Source organism: Parasphingorhabdus cellanae (assembly GCF_017498565.1).
Classification (GTDB): Bacteria; Pseudomonadota; Alphaproteobacteria; order Sphingomonadales; family Sphingomonadaceae; genus Parasphingorhabdus; species Parasphingorhabdus cellanae.
This window is the reverse complement of record NZ_CP071794.1, coordinates 1804532-1827970: the sequence shown is the minus strand read 5'-3', so window position 1 is coordinate 1827970 and position 23439 is coordinate 1804532. Positions and strand designations below refer to the sequence as shown.

Here is a 23439-nt window from a genome sequence, read left to right as displayed (position 1 = left end):
AAATGGGATTATTGAACGCAACAGCGTCAGACCCTTCTGCATTCGTTGATGCGCATGGGCATGTCTTAACTGATGGCGAAGACGTGCTTGTGGTCTTCAAAACTGTTCGCGATTGGATTGCGTTTACAGATTGGCGCGTCATTTACATTGACGTTCAGGGGCTCACAGGCAGCAAGAAAGAATATCTTACGATTCCGTACCGTTCAATAAGCGCCTATTCGATCGAAAGCGCAGGAACGCTGGATCTGGATGCAGAAATCAAAATCTACTTGTCGGGACGCGACCCTGTGGAGTTCAAGATTGGCAAGAATTCTGACGTGTCAGGTATGCAAAAACTCATGGCTGAAAAGCTAAACCGTTAGGGCAAAAAATGGACTTTATATCAATTCTCTCAATTTTCGTGATGGCCTGTTTTGTTGGCTATTACGTCGTCTGGTCGGTGACACCGGCGCTGCACACACCGCTGATGGCGGTGACCAATGCGATTAGCTCGGTGATCATTGTCGGGGCGCTGATTGCAGCGGCTGCGGGGTCGCAGGCTGACGGTGGTCAGACCGCGAAATGGCTGGGTCTGGTGGGCGTTGTTCTGGCCAGCGTGAACATATTTGGCGGCTTTGCCGTGACCGAGCGGATGCTCGCCATGTATAAGAAAAAGGAGCGCAAATAATGCGCCGTGATCAATCTGCTGTTACCGTCATCCCAGCGAAAGCTGGGACCTCCTCAAGTATAGCGCCGAGCATCAGGCAGATCCCAGCTTTCGCTGGGATGACGAAAGTCTTGATGGCCGCGCTTATGTTCTGTTTTGCCACGCCGGCCATGGCGGCATCAGGCGAAGCGGTAAATCCATGGGTCGCCGTGGCTTATCTTATCTCGGGCGTGTTGTTCATTCTCGCTCTGCGCGGTCTGTCATCACCGGAAACCAGCCGTGCGGGTAACCGCTATGGCATGATCGGCATGTTGATCGCGGTGGTGACCACTTTGGTCACCCATGATATTGCCAGCCTGCCGGAAATTGGCGTGGCGATTGCCATTGGTGGCGGTTTCGGATTCATTGTCGCGCGCAAGATTGCGATGACCGACATGCCCCAACTGGTGGCCGGTTTTCACAGCCTTGTCGGGATGGCGGCGGTGCTGGTCGGTGTGGCTGCCTATCTTAATCCCGGTGCCTTTGGCATATTGGATAGTGCCGGCGAGATACTGGTTGTCAGCCGCGTTGAACTGGGCCTGGGCGTTGCCATTGGTGCGATTACCTTCTCCGGTTCCGTCATTGCCTTCCTGAAACTCAACGGCAATATGTCCGGCGCGCCGATCATGCTGCCGGGCCGCCACGTTATCAATCTCGGCGTGCTGACCGGTATTATCGGCTTGACCGCCTATTTTGCGATCCTGCCCACGGCGGAAACCGCGCTGGTCTTCTGGATCATCCTGGCGCTGGCCTTTATCATCGGCTTCCTGCTGATCATTCCCATTGGCGGCGCGGATATGCCGGTCGTCGTGTCGATGCTGAACAGCTATTCCGGCTGGGCCGCGGCAGCAATGGGCTTTACGCTTGGCAACACCGCCATGATCATTACCGGCGCGCTGGTGGGCTCGTCCGGTGCGATCCTGTCCTACATCATGTGTAAAGCGATGAACCGCAGCTTCATCAGTGTGATCGCCGGCGGCTTTGGTGCCGACAGCGGGCCATCGGAAGGGGCGGAGAAGATTGACCGTCCATGGAAACGCGGCAGCGCCGAAGACGCGGCCTATATGATGAAACAGGCGGAAAATATCATCATCGTGCCGGGCTATGGTATGGCGGTGGCGCAGGCCCAGCATGCTTTGCGCGAAATGGGCGATATGCTCAAAGAAGAAGGCGTGAACGTCAAATATGCCATTCATCCGGTCGCAGGCCGGATGCCGGGCCATATGAATGTGCTGCTGGCTGAAGCCAATGTGCCTTATGACGAGGTATTTGAGCTCGAAGATATTAACAGCGAATTTGCCCAGGCTGATGTGGCGTTTATCATCGGCGCCAATGATGTCGTGAACCCGGCGGCGAAGACCGACAAGGGATCACCTATTTATGGCATGCCCGTTTTCGATGTCGAGAAAGCCAAGACCATCTTCTTCATCAAACGTTCGATGGGCGGTGTCGGTTATGCTGGTGTCGATAATGAGGTGTTTTATATGGACCAGACGATGATGTTGCTCTCCGACGCAAAGAAAATGTGTGAGGATATTGTAAAGGCGCTATAGCCACCTGATTCGACATTTATCGGGGAAGTTTCTCATCATGCGTAAAATTGGTCTTATTGGCGGGATGTCCTGGGTCTCGACCGAGAGCTATTATCGCCGGATCAATCGGGAGGTTCAGCGTAGGCTGGGCGGTTTTGCCAGTGCGCATCTCTTAATCGAGAGCGTTAATTTTAACGATTATGCGCGGCTGCAACTAAGCGACGATTGGGATGCCGCCGCCGGTCTGATGACGCGCTCTGCCAAGCGGCTGGAGCAATCCGGTGCGACCGCTATTTTGATCTGCTCTAACGCCATGCACAAGATTTACGAGCAAGTCGCACCGGAAGTCGACATTCCGATTTTTCATATCGCGGATATGGTGGGCGACAAAATGATTGCCGATGGCGCCAAAACGGCAACCCTGATTGGTACGCGCAACGTCATGACAGAAGGTTTTTACCGCAAGCGGCTGGTGGGCAAGGGCATCACGCTGACCCCGCCAAATGAAGACCGGGTCGAAGAGATCGACCGGATCATCTATGAAGAATTGATGTTCAGTAAGGTCAAACGGGATTCGGAGCGTACGCTGAAAACCTTCATCACCGATATTGCCAAGCAGGACGTTGATGCGGTTATTCTGGCCTCTACAGAGTTAGCGATGATCGTTGACCCGAAAGCCAATATCCTGCCGATTTATGACAGCACTGAAATTCATGCCGATGCCGCGGTCGACTGGATTTTGGCGGAAGATTAGCCCGATCGGGTCTGATTTACTGAAAGCTTATATTTTTTAGCAGGTTACGTCGTTTTTCCAGTTGGACAACGATGGACACATTATACGGCTTATACACAGAATCGCCTAAAAATTTTCCGCAGGTTTGGGGCGCAAAATTGCAGCGTATAATATGCGGCCAATAGGCTCTAGTGAGCGAGAACGGCTTGAAAATATCACAGCCTGATCCGTGTAGGAAAGCGCTTTTTCTGGCGGCAGTGGAATGCCGAGAGCGGGTATTAGGTTTAGTAGTGTTTAACAACAACAACTGGGTGGGAAGCTGAAGTGCGGGTTTTGGTAGACATTCTAGAAAAGCGAACGTCTAAAGTGCGGATACCGTCACTGCACATAGAAAGCCAAAATGAGCAGAGCTAGAGCTGAACAAATGCATTTTGAGTCCCTCACAAGAGATAGAGTTTGATTGCCCCATTTCCGTAAAGTTAACCAATCAGTGCCTATGATACTATACTAATATCATAGGAATAAAGATGTTTGGAAAACGTACTTCAGTTTTTGGAAAGAAAGCGGTGGATACTCCGCCTTCTCCTCCTCCCGGCCCCCCAGTTGATAGCTGGGAGCCTGAAGACAAGATGATTATAGCGCTCGAAGCCGCGATCCGTTTGTTCTCCCGAACGCTTGAACAAGCTGGTCTAGATTGTGGTCGCCTCGCTCTGTCAGGAGAACCCCCCGCCAAAGTTTCTTTGCTACTCGCCGATTGCATCGTATACTCCGGCAAAGAAGGTAAAGAATTTCTGGCGCTTGGACGCTCGAAAGATTTTCGCAGCTTTAGCTTTGAACCTCACTTTCGCATGTTCCTAATTTTAAATGCAGTATTAATATTGGAGGACTTGCCACCCTCGGTCGAAAGGTCGCAAATTGCCATTTCTGAAGTTCCTCGGCAATTGATGGATGCCCACCTAATGCTATGTTGGGTGCGATTCATAAGGCCCCTCGGCAAGGCTTGGACGGGGCCGGAAGCAGAAATGGGGGAAATGATACACGACATGCAGAATGAACTGGTGGCAGTAGGCCAAAGCGCTCCGGGTTGGTTGACAGAGCGGGTTTCAACAAAAGATTGCGTACAGGAGTGGGGTTCTGCTTTCCCTGCGACTTTGGGCCAAACACTGGAAAAAGATACTCCGCGCATCAATGGATTGCCAATGACCGATATTATCGAGGAGGCAACCACAAAATTTCTCGTCGATACACAGGTCCAAGGATTGAAGCAAAGTCAGGGTCGCATTTAACCTAGCGAACTCAAATCGTTGGAAGGGTCTGCTTTCGGGAATAGTCAATCAATGTCAGAATGACCGTCTATGGGGTCGTTTGCCGACAAACCCCTATAGTATCCACAATGTCGGCTTTTGCGCCTAAAGTGGGCTTTAGCTTAGCGGGGCGAGAATTCCTCTTTCAATCCCGATAGTTGGGCTGCATCTGGTGTGGAGGACAGCCTGTGCTTTTGCTTTCCCCTATTGACATCCCTGTCAATGCCCTTGGCAAGAGCGCAAAATTGCGTCATTATTGCTTGTAACTGGGAGAGAGAAATATGATCCGGACGTTATTGGCCGCAACGGCATTATGCTGCACTATGCCAGCCCTGGCAAAAACCATTGCCGTAGAGGCGGGCGCAGACGCGCAGGAACGCTTGCAGGAAGCGCTGATCCTTGCGGAGCCGGGTGATGTTGTCGAACTGGGAGCCGGTAGATTTGAACTGACCGATGGCTTGTCGCTGGATGTCGATAATGTGGTCGTGCGCGGCGCCGGGATGGATAAAAGCATTCTAAGCTTTGCCGGACAGCTTGGCGCTGGCGAGGGCTTGCTCGTCACGTCCGATGATGTGGTACTGCGCGATTTTGCGGTTGAGGACAGCAAAGGTGACGGCATTAAATCCAAGGGTGCGGACCGGATTGTCTATCATGCAATCCGCGTCGAATGGACCGGCGGTCCCAAGGCGAGCAACGGCGCCTATGGCATCTATCCGGTCGAAGCGAGCGACGTCCTGGTGCAGGATAGCGTCGTGCGCGGCGCGTCGGATGCCGGTATCTACGTTGGCCAGTCCAAAAATATCATCGTCCGCCGCAATACCGCGATTGAAAATGTCGCGGGGATCGAGATAGAAAACAGCTTTGATGCGGAAGTAACCGAAAATCTGGTGACCGGAAATACCGGCGGTATATTGGTGTTTGACCTTCCCAATCTGCCGCAAATGGGTGGTCATAATGTGCTGGTCGCGCGCAATGCGATCATCGACAATAACACGGATAATTTTGCCCCCGAAGGTAATATTGTGGCCAGCGTTCCGGCGGGTACCGGCGTGATGGTCATGGCCAACCGCAACGTCCAAGTCGTCGAAAATGCGATGATCAATAATGGTACGACCAATGTGATGGTGGTGGCCTATACCCAGAGCTTTGATGACGCGAACTATGATCCGACCCCGCGCGAGGTCTATATAGCTGGAAATGTTTATGGCAGGGCAGGATTTGCGCCGGATTTTGAAGGCGGAAAACAATTGGCCGCTGCTTTTGGCGGGGCCTTGCCGGGAATCGTGTATGACGGACTCGGGCGCGACCTTATCGTCAATGATGCGGTGCCAGTTCTTAGCCTCGGTCTCACCAAGGTCGGTCAGTCGCCGACCGAAGCACAGCCGTCGCTCTATAAACAAGATGGAGCCGGAGAAACGGTTGCATTGTCGCCAATCGTCTTGCCCGCTTCCATGGAGGCGGCGCTGAAATAATGCGCACCTTCTTTGCCGCCATTGCCTTGTGCCTCATCGGTTTTGCGGTCAGCGCCGCACCAAGCCGGCCGGTTGCGGACGCGGTGATTATATCGGCGGGGATGCCGAAAAAGCTCTCGGACTTTGGCTTTTTCAAGGATGCTGCGGGTTGGCAGCCTAATGCAGGCGTTGAGCTTTATCAGCTCAACAGCGCGCTATTCACTGACTATGCCGAGAAATATCGCTATATCTATGTTCCCGCAGGGCAGCAGGCCGTGGCCGAAAACGCCAACGGCCTGCTGAAATTTCCGGTTGGCTCGGCGATTATCAAAAGCTTTGGATATCAGATTGACGGTAAAGACCGCTTGCTCGAAACCCGCGTGTTGCTGCACCGCGCTGATGGCTGGCTTGCCTTGCCTTATGTCTGGAATGCGGATCAGACAGAGGCCACGTTGAAGGTGGCGGGCACCCGTATTCCGGTGCGTTTTACTGATCCATCCGGAATGGTGCGCGACATCAGCTATGCGGTGCCGAACAAGAACCAGTGCAAAGAATGTCATTCGCGCGACGGGGCGGTGGTACCAATTGGGCCAAAGGTGAGAAACCTGTCGCATGACAGCCTGGATATGTTGCTCAGTAACAATATGCTGCAATCACTATCCGGGGACCATCCGCCAATACCCGACTATGCCGATGCCGCGATGCCGCTGCAATCACGCGCGCGGGCCTATCTTGATATCAACTGCGCGCATTGTCACAACCGGCAGGGCTCGGCGAGCAATTCCGGCCTGTTCCTGACCTATGAAGAGGAATCGCCTGTCCATATCGGTGTCGGCAAACGGCCGGTCGCCGCGGGACGCGGTAGCGGTGGTTTTGCCTTTGCGATTGCGCCAGGCGCGCCGGACCAGAGTATCCTGATGCACCGGCTGAAAAGCTTGGAGCCCGGCGTCGCCATGCCGGAAGTGGGGCGTTCGTTAGTGCACAAAGAAGGCGCGGAATTGCTCAGCCAATGGATCGCGGAGATGGGGAAAGACTGATTTCTTGCCGTTAAGGGAAAGTCTTTATCGAACCTCAAGCGCCAGGCGCGAGGGATTTATTTATTCCCTCAAGCGCCGGGCGGGCACATCCGTGCCCTTGGCTATCGCGCCAATAAGGCGCGGCGGACGCCATCTGATTCTTGGCGCCCTTGCCTCGCTTCGCGTCGGTCTGGTGCCAAACTCTAGAGGATTGTCCGAGCGCAGCGAGGCAAGCGCGACCGCGCGCCCGAGCTTATGCGAGGAAAGCCAAGCGGGCGGATGCCCGCGCCCGGCGCCTGAGGGAATAAATAAAAACTCCCCTATTTCGCCCGCGTCCAATTCTGGCCCTGGCAGATAAAGGCGATACAGCCTTTCATCTTAAGCTTAGTTGGTGAAATCCGCTGCACTTCAGAACGATAGGTCTTGCCGCTTTTGGGATCATAGACCTTGCCGCGCCAGATTTTGCCATCTGGTTTGAAACCCGTCAAAATAGCTATGCCGAGCACTTTGCGGTCGCGCAGTTTCTTGTTGGGGTTATTGACGTCTTTTTGGTCCGTACCATTAGGCGGCGTGACGAGATATTTGTGGATGCGTCCGCACACGGTATTGCCGCATTTCCCGATTTTGATAATCGCGTCGCGGTCTTCCGTGACCCAATTGCCGTCAATCGAATCAGCGGCCAGGACCGGCGTGGCCAGCATTAGGCCGCCAGTTAAAATCATGGTTTTTGCGATCAGATTGCGTTTCATATCGTGCTGTTCCTATCAATTCTATACGGCGCGTTGGTCTGGCGATAACGGTCCGCTTGTTGCCGCTGTCTGAACGCGGCGGAATAGACGCCCTTTTTCAGCCCAGAGTACAAACAAAAAAGCGCCGCTACCGCAAATGAAAAATCCGATGACGAGCGGCAGAGTTGTGCCATCAAATTGAAGGCCGATCGCCCCACCAATCGCGGCGGAGATCAAGGTCCGTGTGAAATTCTGGAATGAAGAGGCTACACCAGCAGTTTTACCAAATGGTTGCATCGCCACTGAACTAAAATTCGCGCCAGTGAAGCCGACCATACCCATGGATGCGGCGAGTAAGACGACGAATATCCACATGGTCAGCCAACCCGCCAGCGTGATACCCAAGTGTATTATCGCGATCACGATGAAAAATATGAGGGCGGCTTGCGACACGCGCCGCGCGCCAAATCGCATGACGATCCGGCTGTTGATGAAATTGCAAAAGGCCATCGCGATGGCATTGACCGCAAAGATGAACACGAAAATATGGGCTGCATCAAAAGTGTTGAAGAATATTTGCTGCGCCGATGCGATGAACGCAAAAAGCGGTGCCATCATCAGGCCGCTGGCCAGCACATGGCCAACAGCGTTGCGATGCAGAATCACATGGGCCCATGCGCTAGCGACTGATGAAATGTTGATTGATGTTTTGTCATCAGGGTTCAGCGTTTCCGGCAACCGGATAAAGACCCAGATCAGCGCGAGCAATCCGAAACCGGACAAGACGATAAAAATTACCTGCCATGGCGCAAAGACCAGCACGAGCTGGCCCAGCATCGGCGCAAGCACCGGCACGGCCATAAACACCATCATGATGGTCGACATGGTCCGCGCCATCGCATCACCTTCATAGCGGTCCCGGATGATGCTGTTCGCGAGAACACCCATAGCGGATGCAGCCAGCCCCTGAATGAACCGCGCGGCAAGGAGCAGATCGTAATTTTCGCTAAACGCGCAGAGGATTCCAAAGCCGACATAAATTGCGGTAGTCACCAAAAGTACAGGCTTCCGTCCATAACGATCGGCCAATGAGCCATAGAGGATCGAGCCTATGGCCATGCCGTAAATATAGGAGGTGATGATCCATTGCCGGTCATTCTCGCCCGCCAGGGCAAAGTCATCGGAAATAAGGCCAAGCGCAGGCAGCATGATGTCGATCGCCAACGCGTTGAGCGACATCAAGCTGGCCATCATGATGATCAGCTCAATCCGGCCAATCGGAAAGGGAAGAGACGTGTTATTCGCTTTGTTGTGCACGTTGTTATTCACGGGCGGCCTATGGCAACTAATATTCATCGTGGCTATAGGTGAAAATGCTATTGCTATTCAGACAGGGAGTTTTCTGAGATTTTCGATAAACACATTATGTTGTCGCTTTGGAGCAAGGCTCTGACCTTCCTTTTCATTGCCACGCCAGCGGCGGCGCAGCTGCCGACCCCGCCCGTTCCGGGTTGCCAATATGCCTATGGCAATATCTATGGCGGTGTTGACGGCGAGCGAGCAGGCGAAGCGATGCGAACCTATGACGGCACGAAAATCACATCGCCGGAACAAATCGCGAGCTATTCTCGAGCCGCAGGCGACAAGACCATATTGATCGAGGGCGGCAATTTTTCGGGTTGGGATTTCACAGGCGTGGAGCTATCCAATATCTGTTTCGTAGAGACCGATCTCAGTCGCTCCGACTGGACCGGGACGAAGGCGCCGGGCCTTGGTTTCATTAAATCAAATATGCAACACGCCGGAATGATCGGCGCGAGAATGCAGGATATCCTGATCCGCAGCAGCATCTTTGCCGGGGTTGATGCCAAGGCCGCGGACTGGACCAGTGGAAAGCTTGACGGCGGCTGGGAAGGCGATGTCGAGGGTCTCAATATCGATGCTGCCGACTTGACCGGATTCAAATTTGACTGCGGCATTACCGTGTCTGATGGCTGCCCGATTGCGCGTAATGGCATCAGTGCCCGCGGTACAAACTTGGCCTTTGCCGATATTAGCAGCTTTGGTTTCTACGATGCTGATATGACAGGTGCTATTTTGAACCAGACGGTGATCAGCCCGCGTCAGCTCACGGCTTTCAAGGATGCGAGCAATATGGGTGCGGTCTTTGTCGCCGGCGGCGATGAAAAGGTCATGGTGCTGCCCGAAACATGGTTGGTGTTGATGTCATCCGCACTGACAGCGCAGGGAAATGACGCGCCCTCTTTCGATTGCGGCGAAGCCAGAACCGATATTGAGAAGGAAATTTGCGGCGAATATAACAGCGACTTGCGGCAATATGACCGGCAAGTTGCTGCTTTATATAAACGGGCTCGCAAGCAGGGCGGCGGCGTGAAAGCGAGCCAGAAAGCGTGGCTAAAACAGCGCAATACTTGCGGTGCTGCGGAATATCCGACCGATTGTTTACGCCGGTCTTATGATAAGCGGGTTGGACAGTTAATTGGGCTTTTGGGGGAACAAGATTGGTTGAGGCCCGGCGAAGAGGCTTTGTTCTTGCAAGACGTTCTGCCGCTAACGGACGATATCAAACAATCGCCAAGCTATACGCAGCTGGTGCCGATACTGGCGGGAGCGGGGCGCTCCAGCCTCTGGGTCAAACGCAGCGTGGATGGCAGCCTTGAAGCTTCTGGCGATGCAGTCGGGGCCAATGCACATCTATGCAATCTCGGTATCAAAGGTTTGCGGTTTGATCCGGCTACCGGTTGGTACAGCATAGCGGAATCCAAAAATGGTGTGGCCCGCAACTACCCGGTTCTGCGGTATCATGACGGACAGATTGAAATTTATAAGCGCGGGAAGTTTCTGGGTGAAGACGATAGCCCGGCGATGAACTATGTCAGCTGCGGCGCGCGGGCGAGTTTTCCGCCGATGGTCCGGATGGCAGTTCCTGCGGCGGTGATGGAACGATACCGCAAGGCTGCCGAAACCGAACGATGACGGAACAGCTCGGCATCCGCAAAATCATCCATATCGATATGGATGCGTTTTTTGCGAGTGTTGAACAGCGCGACCATCCCGAATTGCGCGGCAAGCCTGTTGCCGTCGGCGGATCGGCCGCGCGCGGCGTGGTTGCGGCGGCAAGCTATGAAGCAAGGCAATTTGGTGTGCGCTCCGCCATGCCATCGGTCACCGCGAAACGGCGCTGTCCCGACCTGATATTCGTCAAGCATCGCTTTGATGTCTATAGGGAGGTGTCACAGCAGATCCGCGCCATCTTCCGCACCCATAGCGATCTGGTCGAGCCGCTATCGCTGGATGAGGCCTATATCGACGTGACCCAAGATAAGATGGGGATTGGCAATGCCACCCGGATTGCCGAAATGATCCGCGCCGAGATTAAGAAGCAGACGCAGCTGACCGCCAGTGCCGGGGTGAGCTACAACAAGTTTATCGCCAAGATCGCGTCTGACCAGAACAAACCCGATGGCATGTGCGTCATCAAACCCCATCAGGGTGCGGATTTTGTCGCGCAATTGCCGGTGCGACGTTTCTTTGGCGTGGGGCCAAAGACAGGGGAGCGGATGGCGAAGCTCAATATCCATACCGGCGCGGATTTGCGGGCGCAGTCGGAGGAGTTTCTACGCCAGCATTTTGGCAAGTCGGCCGGTTATCTGTTCCGCGCCTCTCGCGGTGTCGACCACCGCGAGGTCAAACCCAATCGTATCCGCAAATCCGTCGGCGGAGAGCGCACCTATGGCAGTGATCTGGTCAGCGATACCGATCTGGAAGAAGCGATGGAGAAGATTATCGAGATCGTCTGGAACAGTATCGAGAAATCCGGTGCGCGCGGCCGGACAGTGACACTGAAGGCCAAATATGCGGACTTTCGGCAGATCACCCGGTCAAAATCGCTGGAGCGCAATATCGAGGGCAAGGCGGAATTTGCCGATATCGGCCGCGAATTGCTCGCGAGCATCATGCCGGTTGAAAATGGCGTGCGGCTATTGGGCCTGACGCTGGCGAACCTTGAGGGTGTGGTTGAGGCGGCGGAAGAAGCGTCGGCCGGTGAGGCGGGACAATCGGCGTTTGAGTTTTAGGGCAGGCCGGTGCCCCCGCGCAGGCGGGGGCCCATCTCCTAACTGTCATCAAAAGCGTTATGGTTTGGAAGGCGAAGGGTTCGGGTTCAACAGCGCCCCAAAACGGCTGTATATAATCGCGATGTCTGGAGATAGACCCCGGCCTGCGCCGGGGCACAAGGCCTAGAATTTCGTACCAATCTCCAAGCCATAAATACGCGGCTGATTTACAAATGTGGTCAGGTTGTTGAAGTCAATGCCGCCCACAGCGGACTCATCACCCGTGATGTTCCGCACAAACCCGGCAATATCGATTTTGCCGTTTCCTGTGCGATAACCAACCCGCAATCCACCTTCGAGCAAACTATCGTCGCTGAACTCAATGGACTCGTACAAGAAGAAGTTGATTTTCGAACGGTAATACCAGTCGGTAAAGGCGTAAAGCTCGCCGCTGCCAAGCGGGATATTATAGCCTGCAGTCCAGTTGACCGTCCAGCGGGGAGATTGCGGTAAGGTATTGCCATCTATAGAGAAAATACCCGGACTGCCCGCCACGGCGGGGTCCAGAACGGTGCAGGGCGCGCCGCACCCAGCTACCGCAAGATCATCGTCCTTGATCTCATTTTCATTATAGCCAACACCAACGGTGAAAGTCAGATTTTCCACCGGGCGCGCTTCCAACTCAGCTTCAAAGCCATAGCCTTCGACATCATCAGCGTTGAGGAGAGTGGTGAAGTTTGAACCGCCACCAACAGCTGTCAGCTGCAGATCTTCGGTATTGTAATAATAGCCTGTCAGGTTGAACCGGGCACGGCCATCCAGGAAGGTGGTTTTTATGCCCGCTTCATAGGACATGGTGCGCTCATCCGTGGCGGTCGATAGTGTGCGACCAAAGGCCAGCCGTCCCTGGATTGCCGGTGCGCGATAGCCGCGGGCTGCGCGGGCAAAAACATTAATGTCCGGGCTGACTTCATAAAGCGCGCTTAAATCCCAAGTTAGCAAGTTTGCATCCACGCTGGTGCGCTGGAACGGAACAGGTCCGCCGTTGCTGACAAAAGGATTGCGAGTATCAAACGTTCTCCCAGCAACAAAGTCGCGCTGGTCGTCATTATAACGCAGGCCGCCCTGCAGTTTCAGGCCATTATCGAACGCATAAAAGATAGATCCGAAAATACCGAAGGCTTCGCTGACCTGCCTTTGACGCGCTATTGCTCCGGGAATGAAATCCTGTGGGTTGCTAAAATCGAGCGTTGTAATGTCCAGACGTTCGTTAAAATAAAAGCCGCCAAATTGATAACCAAGACCTTCTTCATTGTTCGAGGCAACGCGGATTTCCTGGGTATATTGGTTGAGGCTTGGGACATCATCCTGAGTCTGGGCAGAGAAAGGTATGGAACCTGGCCCGCCCGGCGGGGTGAATGGAAAGTCGTTGCTAAAGCCGCCGTCGATATCGCCGCGACTTTGCAAATCGCCTTCCCAATAGGATGTAACCGAGGTCAGCGTAACCGGCCCGAAATCATATTCGACTGTCAGCCCGAGGTTGTAATTGTTCAGCTTCTGGAAGTTTATACCATCCGACCGGGTTAAATCGCGCTCAAATTCTGTACCCGGTCCGCCGAGGCCGACAAGATCGTTGCTGCCAGTGGCAAAGCTATTGGCACGAAAGACGATAGCAGAACCATCCATTGTACGGACCTGCCCGACCAGCCTTGCGGTCAGTGGACCATCTTCATATTGTAGCTGCAGACGGGCAGCGACGTCGTCATATCCGCCCAGATCATCGCCAGGGCCATTGTCGATATTGTCGATCCAGTCATCACGGTGCTGATAAAGCGCCGATAGACGAACCGAGAAACCATTATCATCGGTAACGCCAGCTGCGCCCTCCACCTGATAGGTGCCGAGGCGCGCGACACTAACCTTCGCATAGCCACTCGTCTCACCTGGTTTCACTGTGTCGAATTTCACGATACCAGCTGGTGTATTGCGACCGAATAATGTGCCTTGCGGACCGCGCAATACTTCAATCCGGTCCAGATCGAATACCGGGAAGCCTTTGAGGATTGGGTTTTCCAGCACAACGTCATCGTAAACCAAGCTAACCGGCTGTGACGCGTTGAGGTCAAAGTCGGTATTGCCAAGGCCGCGAATGAAAAACCGCGGGAAGGTCCGGCCGAAGGAGCTTTCGATATTGAGGTTTGGAACGCGGCCAGCCAGGCTGCGAATATCATTACCGCCAGATTGTACGGCGTTCAGGGCATCGTTGCTCAATGTTGAAACGGACAGCGGTACATCCTGAATATTTTCCTCGCGCCGCTGGGCGGTTACGACAATCGTACCGAGCTGGTCATCATCCGCACCCGCCTCGTCCTGCGCAAGCACAGGTTGGGATATGCCGCCCGTGAGTAAAGCTCCAGCTAGCGCGAAACGTGAAATTGCAGATACAGATATGCGGCGCATGACGATGTTCTCCGGCAATGAATTTGATAATGGATTCGGAGAGGTTCCCTGTTCCCCGTGCGCAAACCCCTGACCCTCTGAAGGCCCATGGTCAAGTTTACGGCGGTGTTAAGGGGCGGAAACGTGCGGAATCCAGCGCGAGTGTTGCAATTGCGTTACAAAATGAGAGGTTTGGGTGGAGAGATGGGTTGGTCTGCCTTCTCAATCCTTTTTCGTCATCCTGAAATAAGTTCAGGATGACGACATGGTGGGAGCAAGATGATGAAAAAGCGGTGCAACAAGCAATCAGTGCTCCCGCGCAGGCGGGAGCCTATCTCCAGTTCGACCGAAAACCACGCGCCAGCAGAAGATCGCGCGATGGCTGTTCCTCAGCTACCCCAAATGCATGTGTCTGACGTGACGACGAGGAGATGGACTCCCGCCTGCGCGGGAGTACAGCGCCTGAAATGGCGGTTGATATTCCGCAGGCGCGTCAACCCGGTCTCCTTCGTCACCCCCCTGCGGCGGGGGCCCCTAAAAACTCATCTCGTCATAGATGCGGCTGACATCGCCATCCCATTCACCATGATAGCGATCGAGCAGCTGGGCGGCGGGGGATTTGCCTTTGGCGACGACCTCTCGCAGCGGGTCGAGAAAGCCGCTTTCATTGTCGCCGCTGGTGTTGAGCCGACCGCGTGCGGTCAGACCAGCGGAAGCAATATCGAGAATTTCTCCCGCCAGATCGAGCAGCTTTCCGCCATTAGGCAACGGCGCGCTGAGTCCCTGTTTCGGCACGGCATTACGCAGGGCCTCGCGCTCTTCCATGCTCCAGCCTTTGACCCGATCCCAGGCCGCATCCAGCGCGGTCTGATCATAAAGCAGTCCGACCCAGAAAGCGGGCAGGGCGCAAATCCGGCTCCACGGTCCGCCATCGGCCCCGCGCATTTCGAGGAAGCTTTTCAGGCGCACTTCGGGGAAGGCGGTGGACAGATGGTCATTCCAGTCGGCCATTGTTGGTTTCTCACCGGGCAGCACCGACAATTCACCTTTCAGGAAATCGCGGAAACTGAGACCCGCCGCATTGATATATTTGCCGTCGCGAAAGACGAAATACATCGGCACGTCGAGCATATATTCCGCATAGCGTTCATAGCCAAAACCCTCTTCAAACACGAAGGGCAGCATGCCGGTGCGGTGCGGATCGGTGTCCGACCAGATATGGCTGCGGAAGCTTTCAAAGCCATTGGGCTGGTTTTCCGTGAATGGCGAGTTGGCGAATAGCGCGGTGGCGAGCGGTTGCAGGGCCAAGCCGACGCGGAATTTCTGCGCCATGTCGGCTTCGCTGGCATAATCGAGATTAACCTGGATCGTGCAGGTACGCAGCATCATGTCGAGGCCGAGACTGCCGACGGTCGGCATATGGTTCAGCATGATGCCGTAACGGCCCTTGGGCATGATCGGTAACTCGGCGCGGGTCTTGTCAGGCCACATGCCCATGCCCAGAAAGCCCTTGCCGGTCTTCTCACCAATGGCTTTTACTTGCTGTAAATGGCGGCCGGTTTCGTTGCAGGTTTCGTGCAGATTTTCGAGCGGCGCACCAGATAGTTCCAACTGCCCCGCCGGTTCAAGACTGACCGTGCCGTCATCGCCCGCCATGGCAATAACTTTCCCGTTTTCCTCAACCGGCTTCCAGCCAAATTCCTGCAGCGCCAGCAGCAGGTCCCTGATCCCGCCGGGCTCGTCATAAGTCGGGGCATGATAGTCGGTGGTGCAATAGACGAATTTCTCATGCTCGGTGCCGATGCGCCATTGCTCTTTCGGCTTCTCGCCGCCTTGCATTGGCTCGATCAGCTGGCTGACATGCTCGATCACAGGATCGTTGCTATTTGAAACTTGTCTCGTGCTCATCATTTGCGTTTAAGCAAGTGTCCGAAATATCGCTAGAAATATTTTATATGGGCGGAAGAAGGATTCTTTATTTAACCTCAGGCGCCGGGTGCGGGCATCCGCCCGCTTGGCTTTCCTCGCATAAGCTCGGGCGCGCGGTCGCGCTTGCCTCCGCTTCGCGTCGGATCGGCGCGACCTTGAGAGATATCACCAAACCGAGCGCAGCGAAGGCAAGGCCGACCGGCCGCCGCGCCTTATTGGCGCGTAGCCAAGGCGACGGATGCCCGCACCCGGCGCCTGAGGTTAAAAAGAGAATCCCCGCGCCCGGCGCTTGAGGTTAAAAAAAACAAAAAACCCTTGCTCAAACCAGCAACTTCACCGCCGCAAAACCGCCAACGAACAATATTCCGCCAACCGTAGTGGCCAATGCGAAATTCTTGTCGATCCATTCCTTCATCGGTGGGCCGAAAAAGCGCAGCAAGGTTGCGACGAGAAAAAAGCGCGCCGAACGCGCAATAATCGCCGCAATAATCAGGATATAGAGCGGCATCGCAGTGCTGCCAGCCGCTATGGTGATCACTTTAAACGGCAGCGGCGTGAACCCGGCGAGGATGACCACGACCCAGCCCTGCTCATTGAAACTCTGCGCAAATGTATCGAATTTGTCTGCCATGCCGTAGAAGTCGAGGATCGCAATGCCGATGGTTTCAAACAGGAAGAAACCGATGGCATAGCCGAGTAGCGCACCGAGAACCGACGAGACCGTGCAAATAAACGCATACCAGAAAGACTTTTCCGGCTTGGCGAGACACATCGGCGCGAGCAGGACATCCGGCGGGATCGGGAAGAAGCTGGATTCGGTAAAGCTGAATCCGGCGAGCCATTTCGTGGCGTGCGGGTGGCCTGCTTTGTTGAGCATCCATTCATAGAGACGTTTGAGCATTTTTATTGGACCTCAAGCGCCGGGCGGCGACATCCGTCGCCTTGGCTACGCGCCAATAAGGCGCGGCGGCCGGTCGGCCTTGCCTTCGCTGCGCTCGGTTTGGTGATATCTCTCAAGGTCGCGCCGATCCGACGCGAAGCGGAGGCAAGCGCGACCGCGCGCCCGAGCTTATGCGAGGAAAGCCAAGCGGGCGGATGCCCGCACCCGGCGCTTGAGGTTAAATAAAGAATCAAACTAATGCCCCGGCGCTCCCGAGATTTCTTCTTGTAGCTCAACCGGCGTTTCACGCCCATGATCAGTGCCTGCGGTGCGATTGCCTTTCGCCAGCGCAAAGACTACGCCGGATAGGGCCAGCAGCGCGACAATGTTCGGCAAGGTCATCACCGCATTGGAAATATCGCCGAGCCGCCAGACCAGCTCCAGCGGCGCGAAGGAGCCGAAGAAAATGACCACGCACCACACGACCCGCCACATGAAATGCAGCTTCTTCTCTCCGCTTAGCGACGCGCCGGGCAGCAGATCATAAAGATAGGTGATCGCGCGCTCGCCGTAATAGCTCCACGTCAGCAACGTTGTGAACACGAACAGGATTAGCGCGACCGAGACGATCAGTGTGCCGATGGGAATGCTGAACAGTTCAAACGGGAAGGCGGCAGCATAAGCGCCTGATGTCATGGCAAAGCCGTTAAGATCGGATTGCCAGGCATGTTCGACCGCTGTTTTGACGCCATTGGCATCAGTCACGGTAAAGTCACCGGCCACCGTCAGCATGACCAGCGCGGTCATCGTGCAGATCACGATAGTATCGATAAACGTGCCCATCATCGCAAAGCGGCCCTGTGCCGCCGGGTCATTGGTCTGTGCCACAGCGTGGGCGATCGGGGTCGAGCCCTGACCAGCTTCGTTCGAAAACAGCCCGCGCGCAACACCGGCCCGAATGGCAATCATGATCATGGCGCCGAGAAACCCGCCAGCGGCTGCGTCATAACCAAAGGCACCGGCAAAAATGCGAGAAAAGGTTTCCGGCAGATAGGGCAGGTTGATCATCAGCGCGACGAAAGCCATCACGAGATAAGCGGCAGCCATCCATGGAACGATGGTTTCAGCGACTTTACCGATGGACTTGATACCGCCGATAATGACCGCAAAAACCGCTACGGCAGCAACCGCGCCGCCAATCCATTCCTCCACGCCGAACAGTTCATTGGCGCTATCGCCCAGGCTGTTGGCCTGAATACCATTGCCTGTGACCAGCGCGGAAAACAGCGCGCCGAGACAGAAGAGCACTGCCAGCCAGGTCCATTTGGGTCCTAGGCCAATGCTGATATAGGTCATCGGCCCGCCGCGATAGACGCCATCGGCGGTCTTTTCGCGGAACCGCACAGCGAGCGATCCTTCGGCAAAAGCCAGCGCCATACCGAACAGGGCCGTGACCCACATCCAGAATATGGCGCCGGGTCCGCCCAATGTGATTGCGGTTGCAACCCCGGCGAGATTACCGGTCCCGACTTGCCCTGACAAGGCCGTTGAAAGCGCGGCAAAGGGTGAAATCTCGCCTGCGCCCTTGCCATCGGATTTCTTGAACAGACCGGCAAGCGCAGGAAACAGACGGCGCAGCGGATAGCCGCGCAAGCCGATCATGAAATAGATACCAGCGCCCAAAAGGATGATCACCATCGGCGGGATTGGCTGGCCAGCAATGGCGAGAACCGGTTCCCCGTTCCAGCTGCCGCCCCAGATAAAGTCTGATACGTTGGTGACGGGCTTAATCGCGGCTTCAAACCCCGAAACTGGCGCTGTACTCACTCAAATTCTCCCCGTTTCGCATGCTTTGATGCTGAAATTTGCTCTGTAATTTAATTACAATCGCAACAGGATTAGCAGTCCCGCCGTTTTTGGCAAATGCTTTTGCCAATCGCTTGTGAAAGCCTATGATAAAGTTAGAAAATCAAAACCAATAACGTGATTCTTTTCAGATGGAGCAGCGCATATGAGTGACCAGATCAGCAGTCTTTGGGTAAAGAAATCCGATCTCCCCCAAGCCGAATGGCACGATAACCCGGTCCCGGAACTGGCCGATGGACAGATTTTGCTGGAGATCGAGAAATATGCACTGACCGCCAATAACATCACTTATGCCGCGGTGGGTGACGGCTTTGGCTATTGGAATTTCTTCCCAACGGGCGACGCGGATTGGGGTATCGTGCCAGTCTGGGGTTTCGCCAAGGTGGTGGCATCCCACCACGCTGATATTGCGGTTGGCGAACGGATCTATGGTTATCTACCAATGGCCAGCCATTTGGTGGTGTCGCCCGCTAACGTTACTAATGCCGGTTTTGTCGATAGCGCGGAACATCGCCAGGGCCTTGCGATTATCTACAATCAATATAATCGGCTGGGTATGGATGCCGGACAGATGGAAGCTGAGCGTGCACTCTATCAACCGCTATTCACGACCAGCTTTCTGATCGAGGACATGATGCGCAAGGCCGAATGGCATGGCGCAGAGGCTGTATTGCTTACCAGTGCCTCATCGAAAACGGCTTTGGGTCTGGCATTGGTGGCCAAAAATCTGAGCCCCGATATCAAGCGTATCGGCCTGACGTCGCCGCCCAACCGTGATTTTGTCGACAAGACGGGACTTTACGATCAAGTGCTGACCTATGATGATCTTGGCAAGGCGGTGAAGGATCAACCCACCGTCTCAGTCGATTTTGCCGGTAACAGCAAGCTGCTCGCGGCGATCCATGATCACTGGCAGGACAATCTGAAATTCAGTTCCATGGTCGGGGCCACCCATTTTGAGGAGCGTGATGGAACCGGCGATCTGAAAGGACCAAAGCCGGTCCTGTTCTTTGCGCCGACTGTAGCGGAATCGCTGATGAAAGAAGTCGGCCCTGCGACATTTCGCGCGATGGTGGACGAGCAATTTACGGCCTTTGTCGCTAGCGTGCAGGGCCATTTATCGGTCGAACATATGGCTGGACAAGATGCTTTGCAAAGCGCTTATCTGGAGATGCTGGCCAACAAGGTTGCGCCCAATCGCGGTTTGATCTGCGCCTTTGGCTAGGATGCAGGACCGACACGAAAAGCCATTGATTATCGGGGCATAACCGCCGATAACCGAAGCAACGGGGTCGCACCTGTTGAGGGGATCGAATGAGCTTAGTACCGGTTTCTGGCCCAAATCTGGCCCGGCATGCGCTGTTTGACGGCGTATCTGCGGCCGCGATTGATGCGCTGGAATCGGTATCGACACTGAAAGCTATATCCGGCGGCGAGATCCTGGTTGCCCAGGGCGATGATGCCGATGCTCTGTACTTCGTTGAATCCGGCCGGTTCCGCGTGGTGGTCAACAAGGTCCATATTGTCGCCCATATCGAAGCCGGCGAAGCGGTAGGCGAGCTCGCCTTTTTTGCCGGCGGAAAGCGGACCGCCGATGTCATTGCGACCCGCGACTCTGTGGTTCTCAAGGTCTCGCGCAGCGCCTTTGACGATATTGCGCAGACGCACCCTGAACTCACGCAGGCGATGCTCAAACTGGTGTCCGAACGGTTGGTGGTTGCCACTAGCCGTGCCGGTTCCGTATCCAGCAGCACGCCGCGGGTTATCGCGCTGATCCCCGCCGGAACCAGTCAGTTGCCTGATGGCTTTCTGGCGCGGTTGACCGAGGCGTTTGAAGCGGTGGTGAAAGCCGACACGCCGGTGATCGCGGTGGACCAAGGCACCAATGAAGCCTCAGACAGCGCCGCCTATCAGGCCTGGCTGGCGGAGCAGGAGGCCAAGGGCGCCTATGTCCTGATTGATGGCAGCGGGTCAGAAGAGTGGGGCAGCCAGGTCTGTCGCAACGCCGATGCGCTGGTTATGATGGGGCGTCCCGGCCGCGCCGAACCGGAACCCAATGCGATGGAACAGACCGCAATGCGCTGGATCGCTCCGCCGCAGCGCACGTTGCTTCTGGTCCGCGAGAAGGCCGAGAAGACGATCACCAAAAGCGCGGTGTGGATCGACCCGCGCGATCCCAAGCTGCACCATCATGTCGCGCTCGACAGCGATGCCGACTTTGCTAAGGTCGCGCGCTTCCTGACCGGCGGTGCAGTCGGCTTGGTGCTGGCCGGCGGCGGCGCGCTGGGCTGCGCGCATCTCGGCGTCGTGCAGGCGCTGAGAGAGGCGAACGTCCCGATTGACTTCATTGGCGGGGCGAGCGCAGGCGCGGCGATGGGCGGGGCGATTGCGCGCGGCATGACGGTGGACGAGACGCTGGACCAGATGGAGGCCATGTTCATCAAAGCCAAGGCGATGCGCCGGCTGACCCTGCCGCTCTACTCGCTGCTCGACCCGACGGTGTTCGATGCGGAGCTGCGCAGCCGTTACGGGACCAAGGACATAGCCGACCAACCCATTGCTTTCTTTGGAGTTTCTACCAATTTATCGACCAACGGCCTGCACGTCCACCGGCGCGGGCCGCTGTGGGAATGTGTCCGCGCGTCAGGCTCCCTGCCGACGATTTTACCGCCCTTCATTGACGGCGAGGGCAACATCCTGGTCGATGGCGGGGTGCTCGATAATGTCCCGGTGAAAGTCATGCACGGCCTGAAAACCGGACCGAATATCGTCGTGTCGCTGGGCGATCCCGATGAAGTCTGGCGCACCAATGTCGAATATGACGATATTCGGGGGCGCTGGACCCTGATGAAGGACGTGCTGCTGCGCCGCAAGCGCGAGGCGGAGTTCCCCTCCATCGTCGAGATCATGTCGCGATCTATGGTCGTCGCCAGCCGCATGGCGTCGAAGGAAATGCTGGGCGAGCACGACATTCTCGTCAACCCGCCGATCATCCCCGATATGCAGATTCTCGACTGGCATCTCGGCCGCGAACTGGCCGGGATGGCAGCGGATTATATCACGCATAATGTCGTCGAAAGTGCCGGTTTGAAGGCATTGTAAGTCCGCTGTGCCCCTGCGCAGGGTGGAACGAGTCACCTGCCGCGATCCACCCAGCGCAGAGCCACAGATGGGGTGACGTTCCCGGCGTCCGCCGTTTCCCTTCACCACGGTGGGGAGGATAAGCTTGCACCGAGCCCGGCTTTGGGGATAAAGCCTGCGCCCCGTGGGGTTGCAAAATGTGTATAAGGACTGCGTATGACCCCCACCGCCAACCCCTCTCAAACCCTTGATTTCCAATGCCAATGCGGCGCGATTAAAGGCGCCGTTACCGAATCAACCCCGCCAACCGGCCGCCGTCTGGTGTGCCATTGCAACGACTGCCAGGCCTTTGCCCATTATCTCGGCAAGGAAAAGCGGATGCTCGACGACCATGCCGGGACGCATGTTTATCAGATGGACTCCGCGAAATTCACCCTGAGCCAGGGACAAGACAAGCTTGCTTGCGTAACCGTCACCGGCGGTCCGCTGCTGCGCTGGTATTGCAACGATTGCCAGACCCCGATTGCCAATACACTCAGCAGCACCCGCTTTGCCTTTCTGTCGCTGATCCTCTCAGCCTTTGACGCTGGCAAAACCGATGCGGTGCTGGGGCGGGAGGTCGAGCATGTCGCGATCGCATCCGGCGTCGGCGACTTGGGTCAGGTCAGAACCGCAAGCATGCCGGGCATGTTATGGAATTTGCTGGTCCGCACCATCAAAGCGCGGTTCAACCCAGAGCTTAAAAAATCGCCCTTATTCGATGACGCGACGGGCGAGCCGCTCGCTGTCCCGATCAAGCTGGAGCCAGCGCAGCGGCTGGCGATTGACGAAAAGGCGGATATCTACCGCGAGGTTTTGGGAGAGGCGGGTTAGCATGTGAGGGGCCGCAGCCCGCGCACGCTCGTTAAAATAGCGTTAAAAATCCGTTAAAGCTTGGCCAAACAGGTTATTCCGCTGGTCGCTGGATTGACCTGGGCCGGGGCTTTTCCTTTACCTTTTTGGCACCAGTCAAACAGGAAATAAATTATGAAAATAAAAAGTGTAGTTCAATTGGCAGCGACCACGGCATTGGCGCTTGCGGTGGCCGCGCCGGCGTCGGCGGCGGTCTTTGTCGGGTCCCGGGATGTCGGGGCTGCGACGGCGACATTCACAATCACCACGGACGATACAATCGGCGTGCTGGGTCGTGACAATATTCTCGATTACCGTGTAGTCTTGGACAATGGCATAAACACCGAAAGGCTTTTCTCCGGCGATGCGTTCGGCACCGACCTGGATGTCGAAGGCACTTCCTTGAGCGCCACCGCCACGCAGCTATTATTCGACTTTGACGTCGAAGGCTTTTTTCAGTTCGACCCGCGCCCGACCGGCAATGATGGTTATTGTGCGGCAGGTAGTGTCGGTGCTTTTGCAAATTTCTGCAATGCCGGTGCGGGCAGTAACGAGCTGCTCATCGTGGACTTTGACTTTTCGAACAACGCGATCAGCAGCGGGACGCAGGTCCTTGCCGCTGCTGTTCCAGAGCCGGGGACATGGATGATGATGATCCTCGGATTTGGAGCCATTGGGGGTGCCATGCGGTCCCGGCGTCGGGCAAATGTACAACTCAATTACAGCTAAAAGCTCTTGATGCTCCCTTAAGCATCATTGCGGGCGAAATGCGGCAGGCCAGGCAATATACGTCAAAGCTCTGGTTTGCCGCCTATTCGCTGGGTTTCA

At 55.6% G+C, this 23439-nt stretch carries 19 protein-coding genes; 13 read left to right on the top strand and 6 right to left on the bottom strand.

Annotated features, from left to right (window positions below):
• Nucleotides 1-2: 2 nt before the first annotated feature.
• From J4G78_RS08730 to J4G78_RS08700, 7 genes are all read left to right on the top strand, one after another.
• Complete coding sequence (locus J4G78_RS08730; protein WP_207990174.1) at nt 3-362, top strand: PH domain-containing protein; 360 nt, start codon at nt 3-5, stop codon at nt 360-362.
• A gap of 8 nt (nt 363-370) precedes the next feature.
• The gene (locus J4G78_RS08725) at nt 371-667 is read left to right on the top strand and encodes an NAD(P) transhydrogenase subunit alpha part 2 (RefSeq protein ID WP_066743604.1); all 297 of its coding nucleotides are present in this window, start codon (nt 371-373) and stop codon (nt 665-667) included.
• A 149-nt stretch (nt 668-816) separates the two neighbouring features.
• Nucleotides 817-2238, top strand: a complete 1422-nt coding sequence (locus J4G78_RS08720) for an NAD(P)(+) transhydrogenase (Re/Si-specific) subunit beta (protein WP_207990563.1) — start codon at nt 817-819, stop codon at nt 2236-2238.
• A 37-nt stretch (nt 2239-2275) separates the two neighbouring features.
• A complete protein-coding gene (locus tag J4G78_RS08715; protein ID WP_207990172.1) occupies nt 2276-2971 on the top strand; it encodes an aspartate/glutamate racemase family protein in 696 nt (231 codons plus the stop codon).
• Between the two features lie 506 nt (nt 2972-3477).
• Nucleotides 3478-4236, top strand: coding sequence for a hypothetical protein (locus J4G78_RS08710; RefSeq protein ID WP_207990170.1), 759 nt, complete (start codon nt 3478-3480; stop codon nt 4234-4236).
• Nucleotides 4237-4535: 299 nt separating this feature from the next.
• The gene (locus J4G78_RS08705; RefSeq protein ID WP_207990168.1) at nt 4536-5726 is read left to right on the top strand and encodes a parallel beta-helix domain-containing protein; all 1191 of its coding nucleotides are present in this window, start codon (nt 4536-4538) and stop codon (nt 5724-5726) included.
• Entirely contained in the window at nt 5726-6742 is a 1017-nt protein-coding gene (locus tag J4G78_RS08700) for an SO2930 family diheme c-type cytochrome (RefSeq protein WP_207990166.1), read from the top strand. Before J4G78_RS08705 ends, J4G78_RS08700 begins: the two co-directional genes overlap by 1 nt.
• Before the next feature lie 299 nt (nt 6743-7041).
• Here J4G78_RS08700 and J4G78_RS08695 read toward each other — a convergent pair whose 3' ends face one another.
• Both J4G78_RS08695 and J4G78_RS08690 read right to left on the bottom strand, forming a co-directional pair.
• Nucleotides 7042-7470 (bottom strand): DUF2147 domain-containing protein, encoded by a 429-nt coding sequence (locus J4G78_RS08695; protein WP_207990164.1) that lies wholly within the window; start codon nt 7468-7470, stop codon nt 7042-7044.
• A 21-nt stretch (nt 7471-7491) separates the two neighbouring features.
• Nucleotides 7492-8766, bottom strand: coding sequence for a multidrug effflux MFS transporter (locus tag J4G78_RS08690; protein ID WP_243457283.1), 1275 nt, complete (start codon nt 8764-8766; stop codon nt 7492-7494).
• A 108-nt stretch (nt 8767-8874) separates the two neighbouring features.
• On the opposite strand from J4G78_RS08690, the gene J4G78_RS08685 reads away from it, so the two are divergent.
• Entirely contained in the window at nt 8875-10446 is a 1572-nt protein-coding gene (locus J4G78_RS08685) for a hypothetical protein (RefSeq protein WP_207990160.1), read from the top strand.
• On the top strand, nt 10443-11546 hold the full coding sequence (gene dinB, locus J4G78_RS08680; protein WP_207990159.1) for a DNA polymerase IV: 1104 nt from the start codon (nt 10443-10445) through the stop codon (nt 11544-11546). Before J4G78_RS08685 ends, dinB begins: the two co-directional genes overlap by 4 nt.
• Before the next feature lie 162 nt (nt 11547-11708).
• Here the strand turns inward: dinB and J4G78_RS08675 are convergent, their stop codons facing one another.
• The 4 genes from J4G78_RS08675 to J4G78_RS08660 form a co-directional block, all read right to left on the bottom strand.
• Nucleotides 11709-13985: a TonB-dependent receptor gene (locus tag J4G78_RS08675; RefSeq protein ID WP_207990157.1), complete on the bottom strand. Its 2277-nt coding sequence runs from the start codon at nt 13983-13985 to the stop codon at nt 11709-11711.
• Nucleotides 13986-14498: 513 nt separating this feature from the next.
• Nucleotides 14499-15872 carry a glutamate--cysteine ligase gene (locus J4G78_RS08670; RefSeq protein WP_207990155.1) on the bottom strand — a complete coding sequence of 458 codons (1374 nt, stop codon included), beginning with the start codon at nt 15870-15872 and terminating at the stop codon, nt 14499-14501.
• Nucleotides 15873-16212: 340 nt separating this feature from the next.
• The gene (locus J4G78_RS08665) at nt 16213-16794 is read right to left on the bottom strand and encodes a YqaA family protein (protein ID WP_207990153.1); all 582 of its coding nucleotides are present in this window, start codon (nt 16792-16794) and stop codon (nt 16213-16215) included.
• 234 nt (nt 16795-17028) lie between these two features.
• Nucleotides 17029-18600, bottom strand: coding sequence for an alanine/glycine:cation symporter family protein (locus J4G78_RS08660; RefSeq protein ID WP_243457282.1), 1572 nt, complete (start codon nt 18598-18600; stop codon nt 17029-17031).
• Between the two features lie 184 nt (nt 18601-18784).
• Between J4G78_RS08660 and J4G78_RS08655 the strand changes: the two genes are divergently transcribed.
• From J4G78_RS08655 to J4G78_RS08640, 4 genes are all read left to right on the top strand, one after another.
• Nucleotides 18785-19864, top strand: a complete 1080-nt coding sequence (locus J4G78_RS08655; protein ID WP_243457281.1) for a DUF2855 family protein — start codon at nt 18785-18787, stop codon at nt 19862-19864.
• An 89-nt stretch (nt 19865-19953) separates the two neighbouring features.
• On the top strand, nt 19954-21741 hold the full coding sequence (locus J4G78_RS08650) for a patatin-like phospholipase family protein (protein WP_207990151.1): 1788 nt from the start codon (nt 19954-19956) through the stop codon (nt 21739-21741).
• A 195-nt stretch (nt 21742-21936) separates the two neighbouring features.
• Complete coding sequence (locus J4G78_RS08645; protein WP_207990149.1) at nt 21937-22593, top strand: DUF6151 family protein; 657 nt, start codon at nt 21937-21939, stop codon at nt 22591-22593.
• Between the two features lie 153 nt (nt 22594-22746).
• The gene (locus J4G78_RS08640) at nt 22747-23340 is read left to right on the top strand and encodes a PEPxxWA-CTERM sorting domain-containing protein (protein WP_207990146.1); all 594 of its coding nucleotides are present in this window, start codon (nt 22747-22749) and stop codon (nt 23338-23340) included.
• Nucleotides 23341-23439: the final 99 nt, after the last annotated feature.

Bases quoted from the DNA above. Each gene is read 5' to 3' on its own strand.
- J4G78_RS08730 (WP_207990174.1), top strand. From the start codon at position 3: ATGGGATTATTGAACGCAACAGCGTCAGACCCTTCTGCATTCGTTGAT.
- J4G78_RS08725 (WP_066743604.1), top strand. From the start codon at position 371: ATGGACTTTATATCAATTCTCTCAATTTTCGTGATGGCCTGTTTTGTT.
- J4G78_RS08720 (WP_207990563.1), top strand. From the start codon at position 817: ATGGCGGCATCAGGCGAAGCGGTAAATCCATGGGTCGCCGTGGCTTAT.
- J4G78_RS08715 (WP_207990172.1), top strand. From the start codon at position 2,276: ATGCGTAAAATTGGTCTTATTGGCGGGATGTCCTGGGTCTCGACCGAG.
- J4G78_RS08710 (WP_207990170.1), top strand. From the start codon at position 3,478: ATGTTTGGAAAACGTACTTCAGTTTTTGGAAAGAAAGCGGTGGATACT.
- J4G78_RS08705 (WP_207990168.1), top strand. From the start codon at position 4,536: ATGATCCGGACGTTATTGGCCGCAACGGCATTATGCTGCACTATGCCA.
- J4G78_RS08700 (WP_207990166.1), top strand. From the start codon at position 5,726: ATGCGCACCTTCTTTGCCGCCATTGCCTTGTGCCTCATCGGTTTTGCG.
- J4G78_RS08695 (WP_207990164.1), bottom strand. From the start codon at position 7,470: ATGAAACGCAATCTGATCGCAAAAACCATGATTTTAACTGGCGGCCTA.
- J4G78_RS08685 (WP_207990160.1), top strand. From the start codon at position 8,875: ATGTTGTCGCTTTGGAGCAAGGCTCTGACCTTCCTTTTCATTGCCACG.
- dinB (WP_207990159.1), top strand. From the start codon at position 10,443: ATGACGGAACAGCTCGGCATCCGCAAAATCATCCATATCGATATGGAT.
- J4G78_RS08675 (WP_207990157.1), bottom strand. From the start codon at position 13,985: ATGCGCCGCATATCTGTATCTGCAATTTCACGTTTCGCGCTAGCTGGA.
- J4G78_RS08670 (WP_207990155.1), bottom strand. From the start codon at position 15,872: ATGAGCACGAGACAAGTTTCAAATAGCAACGATCCTGTGATCGAGCAT.
- J4G78_RS08665 (WP_207990153.1), bottom strand. From the start codon at position 16,794: ATGCTCAAACGTCTCTATGAATGGATGCTCAACAAAGCAGGCCACCCG.
- J4G78_RS08655 (WP_243457281.1), top strand. From the start codon at position 18,785: ATGAGTGACCAGATCAGCAGTCTTTGGGTAAAGAAATCCGATCTCCCC.
- J4G78_RS08650 (WP_207990151.1), top strand. From the start codon at position 19,954: ATGAGCTTAGTACCGGTTTCTGGCCCAAATCTGGCCCGGCATGCGCTG.
- J4G78_RS08645 (WP_207990149.1), top strand. From the start codon at position 21,937: ATGACCCCCACCGCCAACCCCTCTCAAACCCTTGATTTCCAATGCCAA.
- J4G78_RS08640 (WP_207990146.1), top strand. From the start codon at position 22,747: ATGAAAATAAAAAGTGTAGTTCAATTGGCAGCGACCACGGCATTGGCG.